At 71.8% G+C, this 15,816-nt stretch carries 14 protein-coding genes; 6 read left to right on the forward strand and 8 right to left on the reverse strand.

From position 1 onward, the window contains the following. The first annotated feature begins 70 nt into the window (after window positions 1-70). Window positions 71-1,630, forward strand: coding sequence for a hypothetical protein (locus DEJ16_RS11490; protein WP_110824523.1), 1,560 nt, complete (start codon window positions 71-73; stop codon window positions 1,628-1,630). Then, on the forward strand, window positions 1,627-2,601 hold the full coding sequence (locus tag DEJ16_RS11495; RefSeq protein ID WP_110824522.1) for a pentapeptide repeat-containing protein: 975 nt from the start codon (window positions 1,627-1,629) through the stop codon (window positions 2,599-2,601). The genes DEJ16_RS11490 and DEJ16_RS11495 overlap by 4 nt, the downstream gene beginning before the upstream one ends. 172 nt (window positions 2,602-2,773) lie before the next feature. On the opposite strand, the gene rfbD is transcribed toward DEJ16_RS11495, so the two are convergent. The 3 genes from rfbD to DEJ16_RS11510 form a co-directional block, all read right to left on the reverse strand. After that, window positions 2,774-3,625, reverse strand: coding sequence for a dTDP-4-dehydrorhamnose reductase (rfbD, locus tag DEJ16_RS11500; protein ID WP_110824521.1), 852 nt, complete (start codon window positions 3,623-3,625; stop codon window positions 2,774-2,776). Continuing rightward, window positions 3,622-4,608 carry a dTDP-glucose 4,6-dehydratase gene (gene rfbB, locus DEJ16_RS11505; RefSeq protein ID WP_110824520.1) on the reverse strand — a complete coding sequence of 329 codons (987 nt, stop codon included), beginning with the start codon at window positions 4,606-4,608 and terminating at the stop codon, window positions 3,622-3,624. Before rfbB ends, rfbD begins: the two co-directional genes overlap by 4 nt. A 99-nt stretch (window positions 4,609-4,707) precedes the next feature. Continuing rightward, entirely contained in the window at window positions 4,708-5,649 is a 942-nt protein-coding gene (locus DEJ16_RS11510) for a glycosyltransferase family 2 protein (RefSeq protein WP_110824519.1), read from the reverse strand. Between the two features lie 130 nt (window positions 5,650-5,779). Between DEJ16_RS11510 and DEJ16_RS11515 the strand changes: the two genes are divergently transcribed. From DEJ16_RS11515 to DEJ16_RS11530, 4 genes are all read left to right on the forward strand, one after another. Further along, window positions 5,780-6,901 (forward strand): glycosyltransferase, encoded by a 1,122-nt coding sequence (locus tag DEJ16_RS11515; protein WP_110824518.1) that lies wholly within the window; start codon window positions 5,780-5,782, stop codon window positions 6,899-6,901. A 76-nt stretch (window positions 6,902-6,977) separates the two neighbouring features. Beyond that, window positions 6,978-7,586 carry a dTDP-4-dehydrorhamnose 3,5-epimerase family protein gene (locus DEJ16_RS11520; RefSeq protein WP_110824517.1) on the forward strand — a complete coding sequence of 203 codons (609 nt, stop codon included), beginning with the start codon at window positions 6,978-6,980 and terminating at the stop codon, window positions 7,584-7,586. Between the two features lie 12 nt (window positions 7,587-7,598). After that, entirely contained in the window at window positions 7,599-8,462 is an 864-nt protein-coding gene (rfbA, locus tag DEJ16_RS11525; RefSeq protein ID WP_110824516.1) for a glucose-1-phosphate thymidylyltransferase RfbA, read from the forward strand. Between the two features lie 68 nt (window positions 8,463-8,530). Continuing rightward, window positions 8,531-10,429 carry a glycosyltransferase gene (locus DEJ16_RS11530; RefSeq protein WP_146232870.1) on the forward strand — a complete coding sequence of 633 codons (1,899 nt, stop codon included), beginning with the start codon at window positions 8,531-8,533 and terminating at the stop codon, window positions 10,427-10,429. A 49-nt stretch (window positions 10,430-10,478) separates the two neighbouring features. Here the strand turns inward: DEJ16_RS11530 and DEJ16_RS11535 are convergent, their stop codons facing one another. From DEJ16_RS11535 to DEJ16_RS11555, 5 genes are read right to left on the reverse strand one after another with little or no spacing between them, the layout of a single operon-like run. Further along, window positions 10,479-11,603, reverse strand: a complete 1,125-nt coding sequence (locus tag DEJ16_RS11535) for a glycosyltransferase family 2 protein (protein ID WP_110824514.1) — start codon at window positions 11,601-11,603, stop codon at window positions 10,479-10,481. A gap of 50 nt (window positions 11,604-11,653) precedes the next feature. Continuing rightward, window positions 11,654-12,514 carry a glycosyltransferase family 2 protein gene (locus DEJ16_RS11540; RefSeq protein WP_110824513.1) on the reverse strand — a complete coding sequence of 287 codons (861 nt, stop codon included), beginning with the start codon at window positions 12,512-12,514 and terminating at the stop codon, window positions 11,654-11,656. Continuing rightward, complete coding sequence (locus DEJ16_RS11545) at window positions 12,511-13,650, reverse strand: glycosyltransferase family 1 protein (protein ID WP_220032686.1); 1,140 nt, start codon at window positions 13,648-13,650, stop codon at window positions 12,511-12,513. The genes DEJ16_RS11540 and DEJ16_RS11545 overlap by 4 nt, the downstream gene beginning before the upstream one ends. Window position 13,651: 1 nt before the next feature. Continuing rightward, window positions 13,652-14,890 (reverse strand): ABC transporter ATP-binding protein, encoded by a 1,239-nt coding sequence (locus DEJ16_RS11550; RefSeq protein WP_110824512.1) that lies wholly within the window; start codon window positions 14,888-14,890, stop codon window positions 13,652-13,654. A 4-nt stretch (window positions 14,891-14,894) separates the two neighbouring features. After that, complete coding sequence (locus tag DEJ16_RS11555) at window positions 14,895-15,791, reverse strand: ABC transporter permease (protein ID WP_110824511.1); 897 nt, start codon at window positions 15,789-15,791, stop codon at window positions 14,895-14,897. Between the last annotated feature and the right edge of the window lie 25 nt (window positions 15,792-15,816).

Raw genomic sequence — 15,816 nt, forward strand, 5'->3', positions numbered from 1 at the left:
AGCGACCTCCTCGGCCCGGTTCTGCCGACGACGTGTCGTTCGTTAGAGTTGGACGGACTGAAGGGGACCCTTGGCAACCACGATCGCACCGCGGCACCTCCGCGGCCTGACCGACGTCAACCGGCTCGTCCGGCTCCTCGAGAACCCCTGGACGACCCGCGTCACCATCGCACTCTTCGTCGTCGTGGGGGCGGTGCTGTCCGTGGCGATCCACATGCCGGTCGTCGACGGCGTCGGGCACGTGCCGTACGTCGGCACCATCGCCCCGGACGAGAACCGGCACATCGCGAACATCCTGTACTACGCGGGCCGCAGCGTCTGGGCCGGGCCGGTCATCACCGACGCACCCGCGCAGCTGCTGTCGATGGGGGAGATCGAGCGCTTCCCGAGCTACGTCTACTACTACGTGACGAGCTTCCCGGTGAAGGCGATGCTCGACGTCGGCGCGCCCTACTCCGTCATCGTCGTGGCCCTCCGCTTCCTCAACGTCCTGATCGCAGCCGCCGGGCTCCTCGTGGTGCACCGCCTGGTCCGCTCGATGGGCATGTCCCTCTGGGTCGCCACCCTCGTCGTACTCCTGCTCGCCGGGACCGGCCGCTACGAGTGGCAGGCCGCCGCCGTCACCTACGACACCCCGGCGAACACGCTGTTCTTCCTCTGTCTGCTGTACTGCGCGCGGCTCATCCGGTCGAGTGCACAGGGGTACGCCGACCTGTTCCGGGCACTCGTGTTCGGCGCGACCGCGATCGTCGTCAAGTACACGTTCGTTCCGTTCGTGCTCGTCGCGGTCGCGGTGGCGGTCGTCCTCGTCGTGCAGCGCGACGGGCTCCGGACCTTCGCCCACCCCCTGCAGCGGTTCCGGCGGGCGTTCGTCGAGCACCCGGTGACCTCGGCGCTCTGGTCCGCGCTCTTCGTCGTGACGATGGCGGTGCTCGTCGAACGGATCGGCGGCAACCTGCTGCTGTACGGCCAGTTCAACCCGTCCTGCCCGAAGCTGCACACGCACCAGGAGTGCCTGTCCTTCGACATCTACCGCCGCAACTACTGGGCGGAGCGGACGCACGACCTGGCGATCGCCGACCAGGTGCCGCAGACCCCGTTCGACGTGTTCGAGTTCGTGGGCAGCTGGATCAGCGCCTACTTCCAGAGCATGTTCTTCTACCGGGGCCGGAACACGACCTGGCAGGTCGAGACGTGGGTGCAGGTCGCCGGCGCCCTCACGTTCGTCATCGCCGTGATCGCGACCCTGGTGTCCTTCCGGTCGCTCGTGCGTACCCGGGCGTTGATCTGGGGCATGGTCGTCGCCGGCAGCTACGTGGTCGCGATGTTCCTGTTCAACCTGCGGACGTTCCTGCGGCTGGACAACGAGTACGCCTTCTCCGGCCGCTACCTCATCCCGGTGCTGCCGCTCGTCTTCGCGTTCGCGGTGCTCGCGGCGGTCGCGCTCTGGCGGACCCTGCCCCCGGGGTTGCGCCGGACGGTCGCGGTGCCGGCAGCGGTCCTCGCCGTCGTCGTGCTCGTCACGTACGCCGGACCCGTGGCCTTCTTCACCTACGCGCGGGGCGAGTCCTGGTACACGCCGATGGCCCTCCACCTGTTGCCCGGTTTCCTGACGGGGGTGTCCTCATGACCGACGACCGACCGATGCCCCCCGGGCCCGACCTGAGCGACGCGATCGCACCGGAGGCCGGCGACGGCTCCACCACCCGGACCGGGTCCGTCCGACCACGGTTGACGCGCCTGCACTGGTCGATCGCGCTCGTCGTCGTCCTGCTCGTCGTGCTGGCCGTCGCGTACGAGTTCCTGTCGGCACCGAGCGTGCACACCGTGGGCGCCTGCCGCATCGTGCCCGGCGCGTCCACGAGCGAACACAGCGAATGCGCTGGCGACGACCTGGCCGGACAGGACCTGGCCGGGGTGGACCTGCGCCTGGCCGACCTGTCGGGCGCGGACCTGAGCGGCGCCGACCTGAGCGGCGCCATCCTGTACGGCGCGGACCTGACCGGCGCCGACCTGACCGGCACACGCTTCCGCGAGGCCGACCTGACGAAGGCCGACCTGACGGGTGCCCGGCTGTCCGACACCGACTTCACCCGCGCGGGCATCAACGGCATGGTCATCGAGGACACAGTCCTGGCCGCGTCCGAGTACTCGGAGTGGGTCGACGGGGACGACGCGGTGCCGGTCACCATCACGTCCGGGACCCAGCCGGGCATCGAGACGAACAGCTGCACGAAGCGCGTCGGGCTCTACTACCCGGGCGACAACGGCGTGAAGTGCACCCTGACCACCGCCGCGAGCTACGACAACACGCTGAACTACACCCGCAACGTCGAGGTCAAGCTGCCGCCGCAGCTCGACGTCCCGTCGACCGTGTCCCTGCGGGTCGGGGAGCCGGCATCGGTCCAGCTGCAGGCGGAGAGCCCGTTCCCCGCGATCGTCACGGCGTTCTCGAAGCCGCTGCCGGCCGGGCTGACCTGGGACTCGGCGTCGCAGACGATCACCGGGACACCGACCCGTGCGGGCACGACCCGACTGCAGTTCATCGCGGACAACGGTCGGCAGGTCCGTGCGGACATGACCTTCCGCGTCGCGGGCTGACGGACGACCCGACAGCCGGCCGGGAGGCCCGGGAACGTCGAGGAGCGCCGGTCGCCGCGAGTGCGCGGCCGGGTCGGCGTCCGCCCGACCGCTCCGCGCACCACAGCACACGAGCGGGGCGCCCGACCTGTCGGTCGGGCGCCCCGCTCGTGTGTGTCGCGGTGGTGTGCCGTCAGGCCGTCAGGACACCGGCCTCGGCGGCCGCGTGCAGGGCCTCCCGCCAGTCCCGCATCGCCGGGACCCCGACCCGCGCCCAGGCGTCGTGCCCGAGCACGCTGTACGCCGGTCGCGGCGCGGGCCGCACGAACGCGGAGCTGTCCGTCGGCCGGACGCGTTCCGGGTCCAGGCCGACCTCGGTGAAGATCGCACGGGTGAAGTCGTACCAGGACGCCTGCCCGCCGTTCGTGCCGTGGTAGATCCCCGCGGGGACCTCGGCGTCGAGCATCGCGACGATCTGACGGGCGAGGTCGCCGGTCCAGGTCGGCTGCCCGACCTGGTCGGTGACGACGCTCACGGTCTCGTGCGACCCGGCGAGCCGGATCATGGTCTTCGCGAAGTTCGGACCGCCGGCACCGTAGAGCCAGGCGGCCCGGATGACCATGGACGAGTCGGGAGCGATGCGGCGGACCGCTGCCTCGCCGGCCGCCTTCGTGCGGCCGTAGGCGCCGATCGGATCGGTCGGCTCGTCCTCGCGGTAGGGCGACGTCCCGTTGCCGTCGAACACGTAGTCGGTCGACACGTGCACGAGCCGGGCACCGGCAGCGACCGCGGCGTCGGCGAGCACCGCCGGCCCCCGCGCGTTCACCGCGGCGGCGTCGTCCTCGTGCGACTCGGCGTCGTCGACCTTGGTGTACGCGGCGGCGTTGACGACGACGTCGTGTCCGGCGACGGCGGCGGCCACTGCGTCCTGGTCGGTGATGTCGAGGTCGGCCCGGGACAGCGCGGTGACGTCACGACCGGCGAGCGCCTGCTGCAGGTCCTGGCCGAGCATGCCGGCCGCCCCGGTGATCAGGTACCGGGTCATGCGATGGCCGCGCGCTCCTTGAGCGGCTCCCACCAGGCGCGGTTGTCGCGGTACCACTGCACCACGTCGGCCAGACCCTGCTCGAACGGCACCTGCGGCTCGTAGCCGAGCTCGGCCTGGATCTTCGAGATGTCGACCGAGTAGCGCAGGTCGTGCCCGAGACGGTCGGCGACGCGGTCGACGTAGGACCAGTCCTTGCCGGTGGCGTCGAGGAGGAGCTGCGTGAGCTCCTTGTTCGTGAGTTCGGTGCCGCCGCCGATGTTGTAGATCTCGCCCGCGCGACCGCGGGTCAGGACCATCGCGATGCCGCGCGTGTGGTCGTCGACGTGCAGCCAGTCACGGACGTTGTCGCCCTCGCCGTAGAGCGGCACGTGCCGGTCGTCGATGAGGTTCGTGACGAAGAGCGGGATGACCTTCTCGGGGAAGTGGTACGGGCCGTAGTTGTTCGAGCAGCGCGTGATCGACAGGTTCAGCCCGTGCGTGCGGTGGTAGCTGCGGGCGAGGAGGTCGCTGCCGGCCTTCGACGCCGAGTACGGCGAGTTCGGCTCGAGCGGACGGTCCTCGGCCCAGGAGCCCTCGCTGATCGAGCCGTAGACCTCGTCGGTCGAGACGTGCACGAAGCGCTCGGTGCCGTGGCGCAGGGCCGCATCGAGCAGGCGCTGGGTGCCGACGACGTTCGTCTCGACGAAGATCCCGGAGTCGCGGACCGACCGGTCGACGTGCGACTCGGCGGCGAAGTGCACGATGGCGTCGACCGTCGGGACGACCTCGTCGAGCTTCGCGGCGTCGCGGATGTCGCCTTGCACGAAGGTGTAGCGGGGGGAGTCGGCCACCGGGGCCAGGTTCTCCAGGTTGCCCGAGTAGGTCAGGGCGTCGTAGACGACGACCTCGGCGCCTTCGAGACCCGGGTAGGCGTCCTCCAGGGTCCGACGGACGAAGTTGGAGCCGATGAAGCCGGCCCCTCCGGTGACGAGGATCTTCACGCTGGTTTCCTTTTCGGTGGCCGATGGGCGTCGGCGGAGGAGCCGACGGCGGTCGGCCAGCAGTCTAGTGGGGGAGGCGTGCCGCCGGGGAGGAGGCGCTCAGTCCCCGTACCGCGCGAGTTTCTGCAGGTCGAGCTGCTCCTCGGCGAGCGTCCGGTTCAACCGGGTCAGGTCCGCGACCACACCGATGGTGATCGAGAGCAGGGCGCTGATCATCAGCACCATGCCGAGGATGAGCGACTGCAGGTGGTTGCCGCCGCTGTCGGTCCAGAGGAGCACCAGGTACCGGACGAAGGGGATGAGCCCGGCGACGCCGAAGACCGCGCTGACCCAGGCGAACAGGGCCATCGGGCGGTACATGAGGTACACGCGGGCGATCGCCGACCCGGACTGGAACATGTGCTGCCAGATGTTCTTGAACAACCGCGATTCGCGGGTCTTCGCGTTGGTCGTGATCGGGATGCTGGCGATCGCCAGGCGCTTGTAGCCCGCCTGGACGATGGTCTCCATGCAGTAGCTGAAGCGCGTGACGATGTTGAGCCGGATGAGCGAGTACTTCGAGTACGCGCGGAACCCGCTCGCGGCGTCCGGCAGGTCGAGGCCCGCGGCCCGGCTGGCGACCCAGGAGCCGAACTGCTGCATGGCCTTCTTGAAGCCGGAGAAGTGCTCGATGGTGCGGGTCTGCCGGTCACCGATGACGATGTCGGCCTCGCCGCGCAGGATCGGCTGCACGAGCTCGGTGATGTGCGCCTGCGGGTACTGGTTGTCACCGTCGGTGTTCACGACGATGTCCGCACCGTGCAGGAGCGCGTAGTCGACGCCGTCGCGGAACGAGCGTGCGAGGCCCATGTTGGTGGTGTGCCGGACGAAGTGCCGGACGCCGTGCGCCTTCGCGACCTCGACCGTGCGGTCGGTCGAACCGTCGTCGATGATCAGGACCTCGATCTCGTCGATGCCCGGGATCGAGGTCGGGATCGTCTCGAGGACCGAGGGGAGCGTCTGCTCCTCGTTGAGGCAGGGGATCTGGACGAACAGTTTCACGAGTCGGTGGGTCCCTGGTGTCGTCGGCCGGCGCGGTGATCCGGGTGTGGGAAGTCGGCGACCATCCTACGTGGGCGCACAGACTGCCAAGTCTATGCAGCCTCATGTGCCCGCGTGCCACGATGGGGCCATGGCAGCCCTCCGGTCGACCGTCGCCCGTCTCCTGGGGCGGACCACCCCGACCCCGTCCGCTCCGACCCCGTCCGCTCCGACCCCGCCGCTCGTCGGCTTCGTCGTGCACGGCGCAGGTGGCGTGCACCCCGCTTCCGCGCACGTCCGCGTGACCGGCAGGATGACCGCACTCGCCGCCTCCGGCGCTGCACGGGTCGCGCAGGTGGACCCGGTGCGCTGGGCGGACGGCTCCGACACCGCGCACCTCGACGTGCTCCTGGTGCAGCGCGACGCGTTCCCGCTCGCCGCGCTCGACGCCGCCCTCGCCCGCGCAGCGCGGGAGGGCACCCGGGTCGTCGCGGAGGTCGACGACGACTTCTTCACCCCGGAGGCCCGTGCCCGGTTGGCGCAGGCCGAGTACGACCCCGACCGCCTCGCCGCCGTCGACCGCGTGGTGCGGTCCGCCGATGCGGTCGTGGTGTCCACCGAGCCGCTCCGGCGGGTGCTCGCCGCGGAGGGCGTCGACGCGGTGGTCGTGCCGAACGGTGTGCAACCCGGCCTCTGGGACGCCGACGCGCACGAGGCGCGCGCCCGTGACACCGGCGGGACCCGTCGCGTGCTCTACATGGGGAGCGCCACGCACGGCGGCGACCTCGACCTGCTGCGCCCGGTCTTCGCGGAGGCGACGGACGACGATGGCCGTCCGGTCCGGCTCGAGGTCGTGGGCGTGACCGGGGACGACGCGACCTGGTTCGACCGCCTGCCGTTGCCGGGCGACGCCACCCACTACCCGGACTTCGTCGCGTTCCTCCGCGCGCACGCCGGACGCTGGTCCGCCGGGGTCGCCCCGCTCACCGAGGACCGGTTCAACGACGCGAAGAGCGACCTCAAGTTCCTCGAGTACACGATGCTCGGGCTGCCCTTCGTCGGGTCCGACCGGCCGTCCTACCGCGGCGCGGACCGGCACGGCGGCCTGCTCGCCGGCGACGACCCGGCGGCGTGGCGGGAGGCCCTGCGCACCGCCATCCGCGAGGCCGACGACCGGGTGGCGCGCGCTCGCCGGTACGTCCTGACGGAGCGCACGGTCGGGGTCGACCAGCCCGGCGAACGCGCCTGGCGGGCTGCGCTCGGTCTGTCCTGAGTCGCCGGGGCGAGGCGTCCGCACGGCGTGCGGGGGCGCTCCCCGCGGCGGACCTGCCCCTTGCTAGGCTGCAGCGGTGCAGATCCGCGAACTGAAGATCCCCGGCGCGTGGGAGTTCACGCCCGTCCAGCACGGCGACGCCAGAGGTGCCTTCCTCGAGGCCTACCGCGCCGACGTGCTCGAGGAGACGGTCGGACACCCGCTCGACCTGCGGCAGGTGAACATGTCGATCTCGTCGAAGGGCGTCGCCCGCGGCATCCACTACGCCCTCGTCGCACCGAGCCAGGCGAAGTACGTCACCGCCGTCCGCGGCGCGTTCATCGACTACATCGTCGACATCCGCGTCGGCTCCCCGACGTTCGGGCAGTGGGACGCGGTCCGGATCGACGACGTCGACCGCCGTGCCGTCTACCTGTCCGAGGGACTCGGCCACGCCATCGTCGCGCTGGAGGACCAGAGCACGGTGAACTACCTGGTCAGCGCGCACTACGACCCCGAGCGCGAGAAGGGCATCAGCATCCTCGACCCCACGGTGGGCCTGGAGCTGCCGGACGGCATCGGCGAGCCGGTCCTGTCCGAGAAGGACACGAGCGCTCCGACCCTCGAGCAGGCCGCGGAGCAGGGGCTCCTCCCGACGTACGAGGAGTGCATCGCCTACACCGAGTCGCTCCGGACGAAGAACTAGGAGGGGCAGCCGATGAAGGGCATCATCCTCGCCGGGGGATCCGGCACGCGTCTCTGGCCGATCACCAAGGGCATCAGCAAGCAGCTCATGCCGATCTACGACAAGCCGATGGTCTACTACCCGCTGTCGACCCTCATGATGGCCGGCATCCGCGAGGTCCTCGTCATCACGACGCCGGAGTACAACGACCAGTTCCGGGCGTTGCTCGGTGACGGGTCGGCGCTCGGCATGGACATCCAGTACGCCGTGCAGCCCTCCCCGGACGGCCTCGCGCAGGCGTTCGTCATCGGTGAGGAGTTCATCGGGGACGACAGCGTCGCCCTGGTCCTCGGCGACAACATCTTCCACGGCACCGGCCTCGGCACGAGCCTGCAGAAGAACAACACCGTCCAGGGCGCGACGATCTTCGCGTACCACGTGGCCGACCCGACCGCGTACGGCGTGGTCGAGTTCGACGACGACTTCACCGCCGTCTCGATCGAGGAGAAGCCGACCGAACCGAAGTCGAACTACGCCGTCCCGGGCCTGTACTTCTACGACAACGACGTGGTCGAGATCGCGAAGACGATCGAACCGAGCGCCCGCGGTGAGCTCGAGATCTCCACCGTCAACGAGCGCTACCTCGAGGCGGGCACGCTCGGCGTCGAGGTCCTCGACCGCGGCACCGCGTGGCTCGACACCGGCACCTTCGAGTCGATGATGCAGGCGTCCGAGTACGTCAAGGTCATCGAGGACCGCCAGGGCCACAAGATCGGGTGCATCGAGGAGATCGCCTGGCGCAACGGGTGGATCGACGACGACGCCCTCGCGGCGCTCGCCGCCCCGCTCGCGAAGAGCGGCTACGGCGTCTACCTGCAGAACCTGCTCCGCGGCTGACCGTGGCGCTGCGTGGCCGGCTCCGGCGCACCCTGGTCGGTGTCCGGCCGACGTCGGACGCACGCGCTGTGGACGCAGGGGCGTCCGACGGGAGCGGGCCGCGCCTCCCGGTCGACACCTCCCTCGAGACGGCGCCCCCCGTCGTCGAGCAAGGCCTGGCCGGGGCGTTCGACGCCGTCGTCACGGTGGCCGAGGGTGCGTACCGGGACGGCGCCCACGTGCCGACCGTGCGGGCGCTGACAGCGGCGGGGGCCGCGCGCGTCGTCGTCACCGTGTACGACGTCCACGCCGGGCCCACGAGCACGTACCCGCCGGTCACGGCGGGCGACGGCTGGACCGTGTCCCGGGACACCGTCGCGGCGACCTGGGGCGGCGCGGTCGCCGCCGCCCGGCCGCTGCTGCGCGCCCCGCTGGTGCTCGTGCAGGACGCGTCGATCGCGCTGCCGGACGGCGCCGCGGCCGCACTGGTCGCCGCCGTCGCGCCAGCGGGACCGGGAGGCACCGTCCCGGCCGACCGGGAGGCCGTCGTCGCCGTCCCCGTCGTCCGCACCCCCGACGACGTGGTGGCGAGTGCGGGCACGGCGCTGGTGCAGGGCACCGCTCCGGTGGCCGCCCTGCTGCGCGGGCACCCGGCGGAGGACGCCGAGCGGCTCCCCGACGGTGTCGCGGTGTTCGCCGGCGACGAGCCCTGCTTCGCGGCACGCACAGCGCACCTCGCGCTTCCGGTCCGGACCGTCGACACCCGCACCGCGGTCGCCCGACTGACCCGGGACACCGCCGACGCCGCCGGCGGCACGTGCGTCGTGCTCCCGCTCGGTCGCGTCTACCGCACCGGGACCGTCCGTGAGCGGCGCATCGACACCGACGGCGCGGACGCCCTGGTGGTGTGGCGGGACCGCGTCGACGACAGCGCCGAGCGGGTGCTCGCCGCGCTCGAGCTCGCCGTGGGCACCGTGGCCGCCGACCCCGCCGCGGCACCGGTGGCCCTCCGCGAACCGGTCCTCCGAGCCGAACGCGGCCCGTCGCGCCTGACGGCGCGTGAGCGCGGCGAGCGGCTCCGGTGGTCGGTCCGGATCGCCGCACACCCCGGCCCGCGCGGCGACGACTGGGGGGACACGTTCTTCGCGCGCGACCTGGCCGCGGCCCTGCGGTCCCTCGGGCAGGAGGTCGTGGTGGACCACCGCGAGTCGCACGCCCGTCCGCTGTCGGAGCACCTGGACGACGTCACCCTGACGCTGCGCGGGCTCGACGACACCCCGGTGCACCCCTCGGCCACCAACGTGCTCTGGGTCATCTCGCACCCTGACCTCGTGACGCCCGCGGAACTCGCCCGGTACGACCTGCGGTTCGCGGCCGGGCCCGTGTGGGCCGAGCGGACCGAGGCGGCGACCGGCCTGCCGGTGGCCCCGCTCCTGCAGGCGACCGATCCGGCCCGCTTCCACCCCGGTGCCGCCGAGGACGCGTACGCCGGCCTGGACACCGTGTTCGTCGGCAAGACCCGGCAGGTGTTCCGGCCGGTCGTCTCGGACGCGCTGCAGGCGGGGGCGGACCTGGCCGTGTGGGGCGAGGGCTGGGCCGGCCGGGTGCCGGAGGGGGTGCACCGCGGGACGTTCGTGCCGAACGAGGACCTGCCGGCCCTGTACCGGAGCGCCCGGGTGGTCCTCAACGACCACTGGGACGACATGGCACGGGACGGCTTCCTGTCGAACCGGCTGTTCGACGCCGCCGCGTCGGGTGCGCTCGTCGTGACGGACCCGGTGCCCGGCGTCGAGGAGCTGTTCGGCGGGGCGGTCCTGCCCTACCGCGACGTCGCCGAACTGCGGACGCTGCTGGGTCGGCGGGACACGGCCTCCGACGACGAACGCGCCGAGCGCGGTGCGCGGATCGGGACCGAGCACTCCTTCCGCCGGCGAGCGGAGACGCTGGTGGACGCCGTCCGGCAGCACCGGCAGCACCGGACGACCTGACCGGGTCCGGCCCGCATCGAGCCGGGCTCGGCCCGGGCGCTGTCCGACGTCAGCGCGAGCGGACCCGGCGGGCCAGACCGGCGGCCCGGTCGGCCACCTGCACGATCCGGCGCTGGCGGAACGCCGCAGTCTCGGCCCGGGCGGCTTCGGCGCGCTCCCGCTCGAACTGCACGGTCTCCCGCAGCGTCGTCGCGGTCGCCTCGGCCGCGCGCACGGCGTCCTCGAGCTCGTCGATCCGCTGGTCGCGTGACGCCACGGCACGCCCGAGGGCCTGCAGCTCGTGGAGCTCGTCGGCCGGGACGAGGGGCTCGGCCGGGGTGTCGAGCGCCGTCGAACCGGCCCGACGCAGCACCTCGGCGATCGTGTCGTCGCGGGTGAAGGGGCCGGCCGCGGCGTCCTCGTCGGTGACGAAGCGGAGCGAGAACACGGCCTGCAGCACCCCCTCCTGCAGCCGCCGGTAGTCGCGCATGCCGTGGTGCCGGGGGCTCGGGGTCAGGTCCGGGTTCGCCTCGTAGCTCCGACCGCTCACGTCGACACGGTGTTCGTACTGCGCCCAGGACCGCCACGGCAGGTGCAGGACCTCGAGCTCGAGCCCGGCCGGCACGGGGGCGCCGTTCGCGACGCTCGCCCGGTGGTTGCCCTGCACGACGGTGACGCCCGGGTCGCCGACGTGGACGGTGTTCGGGGTCGGGGGAGCGACCAGGCCGGCGGCACGCAGCTCGTCGACGGAGCGCTCGTCCCGCCAGTGGAGACGCTCGAGGCCGGCACCGGACGTGGCCATCGCGCCGGTGAGGTTGACGACGGGCACGAAGAACGCGCCGACCACCGGGTCGAGCTCCTCGAAGACCTGCCGGACCGTCCGCGTCCGGTCGACCGGCACGATGAACTCGTCCGCGTCGGCGTTGACGACCCAGTCCGCGCCGTGGACCGATGCGGCCTCGCGCGCCATCGTCGTGACGACGACGCCCTGCTGCTTCCGGTGCACCGGGTCGTGTCGCAGGTCCACCGTGACGTCGTCCCGCTCGGCGAAGGCGGCGAGCAGCTCGGCCGTGCCGTCCACCGACCCGTTGTCGGTGATGACGAAGACGTCGAAGCCCTGGGCGACGTGGTGGTCGAGCCAGGCGGTGATGACGTCCGCTTCATCGCGGACCATCAGGGTGACGGCGAGGATCATGGGGTGCGCTCCGGTTCGGGTGGGGATGCTCCCTGAGAGGTTATCGGGGTTCAGCGCGTGTGCGTGGCGCGGGCGCGGACGGTGAGCGCCACCCGGAGCGCGACGCGGAGCGGCCAGAGCCACCAGGCCGAGTACTTCTGCGCGAGGAAGCGGTAGGCGCTCTCGTGGTGCGCACGGCGCATCCGGTCCGAGGACCCCTGGGTCGCGGTCCCACCGACGTGCGTGGCGACGGCGGCCGGTTCGTACACGTTCCGGTAGCCGCTCCGGCCGATCCGCCAGCCGAGGTCCACGTCCTCGAAGTACATGAAGAAGCCCTCGTCGAACCCGCCGAGGCGGTCGAACACGTCGCGGCGGACGAGCACGCACGCGCCCGAGAGCCAGCCCGCGTCACGGCGGCCGGTGTGGTCGCCGTCCTGCCGGTACCGCCTCGTCCACGGGTTGTCCTGCCAGACGTTCGCGAACACGGCGTGCCCGAGACCGGTGCGGAGGGACGGCACGAGCCGCGCCGACGGGTACACCTGCCCGTCCGTCTCCAGCAGCTTCGGGCCGACGGCGCCGATCGTCGGGTCCGACTCCGCCGTCGCGACCATCCGGTCGAGGGCGGACGGTTCGAGCACGACGTCCGGGTTCGACACGAGCACCCAGCGCACCTCGGGGGCGAGGGTGGCGACGGCCCGGTTGACGGCCGCACCGTAGCCGAGGTTCGCACCGACGGCGACGAACCGGGCACCGGCGGCCTCGGTGACCGCGCGGAGCTCGTCGGCGGTCGTGGAGTCGTTGTCCGCGACGACGACCTCGACGTCGCGTCCGCTGGCGGCCGGCACCGACGCGAGGAACGGGGGGAGGACGTCGACCGACTCGTACGTGACCGTGACGACGGCGACCCGCGCGGGGTGCGTGTCCGTGCTCATGCGAAGACCTCCAGGTGGCGCTCGGCGCACGCGGCCCACGTGAAGGTCGCGGCGCGGGCCTCGGCGCGTGCGACCCGCTCGGCGCGGACCTCCGGCGCCTCGGCGAGCAGCGCCGCGAGGGCGTCCGCGATCGGGCCGGCGTCCGGTTCGGTGTAGGTCACGGCGTCGCCGCCGACCTCGGGGATCGCCAGTCGACGGGTGGTGAGGACGTCCGCGCCCGAGGCCATCGCCTCGAGCACCGGCAGGCCGAAGCCCTCCGCGGTGCTCGGGTAGACCACGACGCGCGCGCCCCCGAGGAACGCGCGGAGCTCCTCGACCGGCAGGTACCCGAGGTAGCGGACCGGGGCACCGGGGACGTCACCCGCGGCGGTGAGCTCGGCGCGTGCGTCCTCGTCCCAGCCGAGTCCGCCGGCGACCAGCAGCGCCGGCACCGCCGCGCCGCCACCGTCGGCGGCCCGTGCGGTGAGCGCGCGGTGCGCGGCGATGAGCTCCGGCACCCGCTTGCGCGGTTCGACCGTGCCGAGGAAGGCGATCCACGCGTCGTCGCCGAGCGCGTGCTCCGCACGGAAGGCGGCCGTCTCCGCGGCCGTCGGCACCCGGAAGAGCGTGCGGTCGACCCCGAGGTGGGCCACGACCGTGGGACGCGCGGACCGACCCGCCAACCGGTCGAGCTCGGCGACGGTGGCCGCGCTCGGCGCGACCGTCCGTCGGGCGAGTCGCCGTGCGAGACGGGTCCAGGTCCGGAAGAACAGCACCTTCAGGCGCGAGTGCGCGGCCGGGTCCGAGAAGAACGTCGCGTCGTGCAGGGTGACGACCGTCCGGGAGGCCCGGGTCACCGGGAACGTGTAGTGCGGGCTGTGCAGGACCTCGGCGCCGACGCGACGCGCCGTCACCGGCAGCAGCGTCTGCTCCCACACGAGGCGCAGCGGGCGGGAGGCGGTCCACCGCGGTGCCGCGTGGTAGCGGTGTCCGGGTGCGATCCCGCGCAACCAGGCGAGGTCGCCCGGCTTGACGACCACGTCGACACGGACGTCCAGCTCGGCGAGGCCCTGCAGCAGCCCGGCGATGTAGCGGGCGACGCCGCCGCGGTTCGGCGGGATCGAGGTGGCGTCGACGAGCACGGGGAGTGCCCGCACCTCAGCTGACCTGGCGCTCGGTGGTCCGCGTCCAGGCGATCCCGGACTGCGTGTCCTCGTCGACGACGACGAAGCGCGCCGCCTCGCGCTGGATGACGATGTGCTCCCCGTTCGGCTTCGCCAGGAAGACGTGCACGAAGTACTGGCCGCCGCCGAGCCGCAGGTCGTGCAGGTGCCACTCGACGGTCGCGGTCCCGCGCAGGGGGTCGTGACGGGTCTCGAGCTGCCGGCTGTCGACGCCGAAGGCGGGGTGCCCGAGGTGGTTCTCGATCTTGATGCCCGCGCGCCACTCGGGCAGGACCGTGGTGTGGGAGAACGTCGCGCGGACGACGAGGTCGTCGCCGTGGCGGTGCTCGGCGCCCGCGGGCTTGCCGGGGATCTCGAGCTCGACGTGCTCGACCTTGCCCGGGCTGGCGGTCTCCTCCGGGTGGTTCGCCTCGACCTCGGCGACGCGGCGGTCCTCGAGGATCTCGCGGAAGTTCTTCACGGCCAGCCGTGCCGACCCCTGGAACATCACCTCGCCGTGGTGCAGGACGACGGCGGAATCGCAGAGTTCCTGCACCTGTCCGAGCGAGTGCGACACCAGGATGATCGTGCGGCCCTGCTCCTGGAACTCGCGGATCTTGTCGAGGCACTTCTTCTGGAACTGCTCGTCTCCGACGGCCAGGACCTCGTCCACGAGCAGCACGTCCGGGTCGGTGTTGATCGCGACCGCGAAGGCGAGCCGGACGTACATGCCGGACGAGTAGAACTTCACCTGGGTGTCGATGAAGTCGCCGATCCCGGAGAACTGCAGGATGTCCTCGAAGCGGGCCTCGGTCTCCTCCTGCGTCTGCCCGAGGATCGCGGCGTTGAGGTAGACGTTCTCGCGGCCGGTCAGGTCCGGGTGGAACCCCGCACCGAGCTCGATGAGGGCGGCGAGGCGACCGCGACGCTCCACGGTGCCGGTGGTCGGCTCGAGGATGCCGCCGATGGTCTTCAGCAGCGTCGACTTGCCGGAGCCGTTCGGGCCGAGCAGCCCGATCGTGGTTCCGGCCGGGATGTCGAGGCTCACGTCCTTGAGCGCCCAGAAGTCCTCGCTGTGCCGGCGGCCGGCGCGACCGAGCGTGACCACGCGCTCCTTGAGCGAGTTGTCCTTCCGGATGGTGAAGCGCTTGGAGACGTTCCGCACCGTGACCACGGCGGGGGCGTCGGAGAACGGCGAGGTCGTGGCCTGCGTCAGGTCGTTGTCGATGCTCATCGGATCAGATCTCCTGGGCGAAGTTGCCCTGCAGCTTGGCGAACACGCGCTGGCAGGCGACGAGGGCGACGAGACCGACGACGCCCGCGACGGCCAGGCGGAGGAGCAGGTCGGACGGGTACTGCGAGTCGTTGCCCGCCGTCCAGAACGCCCGGTGGATCCCGAGGACCGCGAGCGTGATCGGGTTCGCCGTGTACAGGTTGAGCAGCCAGGTGTTCGCCGCGTTCGACACCATCTGCCAGCTGTAGACGATGGGCGAGCCCCACATGAGCAGCAGGACCAGGACCTCGACGAGGTACTGCATGTCGCGCAGGTACACGTTCGCGGCTGCGAGCAGGAGCGCGAGCGCCGTCGCCCAGATGAGGATGACGAGCGTCGCCGGGAAGAAGTAGAGCAGGTCGGGTCGCACCCAGTCGAAGCCGCTCTGCAGGACCGCTGCGGCGAGGAGCACGACGAGCTGGACGCCGAAGTTGAACAGCGCGGCACCGACACTGGCCAGGGGGTAGATCTCCCGTGGCAGGTAGACCTTCTTGATGAGCCCGCCGTTCGACACGATGGACGCCGTCCCGGAGGCCACGATCTCGCTGAACAGCCCGTAGAGCGTCAGACCGGAGAACACGTAGATGGCGAACTCCGGGATGTTCCGCGACGCGCCGAGGATCTGGCCGAGTACGAAGTAGTAGATCGCCAGCTGCACGAGCGGACGGATCAGCGTCCACGCGAATCCGAGCGCACTGTCCTTGTACCGGGACTTCAGGTCGCGCCGGATGAGCAGGTCGAGCAGCTGCCGGTGGGCGAACACCTCGCGGATCGACCCGAGCACCGCGGTCGCAGGACGACCGGCGGGGGCCATGCGCTCCTGACGGAGACGCTCGAACCGCTCGCTGACGATGTTGCTCATGGGTTCCTCACGTAGGTGCGCTGGG

Source organism: Curtobacterium sp. MCJR17_055, from assembly GCF_003224335.1.
GTDB lineage: Bacteria > Actinomycetota > Actinomycetes > Actinomycetales > Microbacteriaceae > Curtobacterium.

What these genes read in the sequence shown, in the direction of transcription:
- DEJ16_RS11495 (WP_110824522.1), top strand. Translation starts at nt 1,627, where the DNA reads ATGACCGACGACCGACCGATGCCCCCCGGGCCCGACCTGAGCGACGCG.
- rfbD (WP_110824521.1), bottom strand. Translation starts at nt 3,625, where the DNA reads ATGACCCGGTACCTGATCACCGGGGCGGCCGGCATGCTCGGCCAGGAC.
- DEJ16_RS11515 (WP_110824518.1), top strand. Translation starts at nt 5,780, where the DNA reads ATGGCAGCCCTCCGGTCGACCGTCGCCCGTCTCCTGGGGCGGACCACC.
- rfbA (WP_110824516.1), top strand. Translation starts at nt 7,599, where the DNA reads ATGAAGGGCATCATCCTCGCCGGGGGATCCGGCACGCGTCTCTGGCCG.
- DEJ16_RS11535 (WP_110824514.1), bottom strand. Translation starts at nt 11,603, where the DNA reads ATGATCCTCGCCGTCACCCTGATGGTCCGCGATGAAGCGGACGTCATC.
- DEJ16_RS11540 (WP_110824513.1), bottom strand. Translation starts at nt 12,514, where the DNA reads ATGAGCACGGACACGCACCCCGCGCGGGTCGCCGTCGTCACGGTCACG.
- DEJ16_RS11550 (WP_110824512.1), bottom strand. Translation starts at nt 14,890, where the DNA reads ATGAGCATCGACAACGACCTGACGCAGGCCACGACCTCGCCGTTCTCC.
- DEJ16_RS11555 (WP_110824511.1), bottom strand. Translation starts at nt 15,791, where the DNA reads ATGAGCAACATCGTCAGCGAGCGGTTCGAGCGTCTCCGTCAGGAGCGC.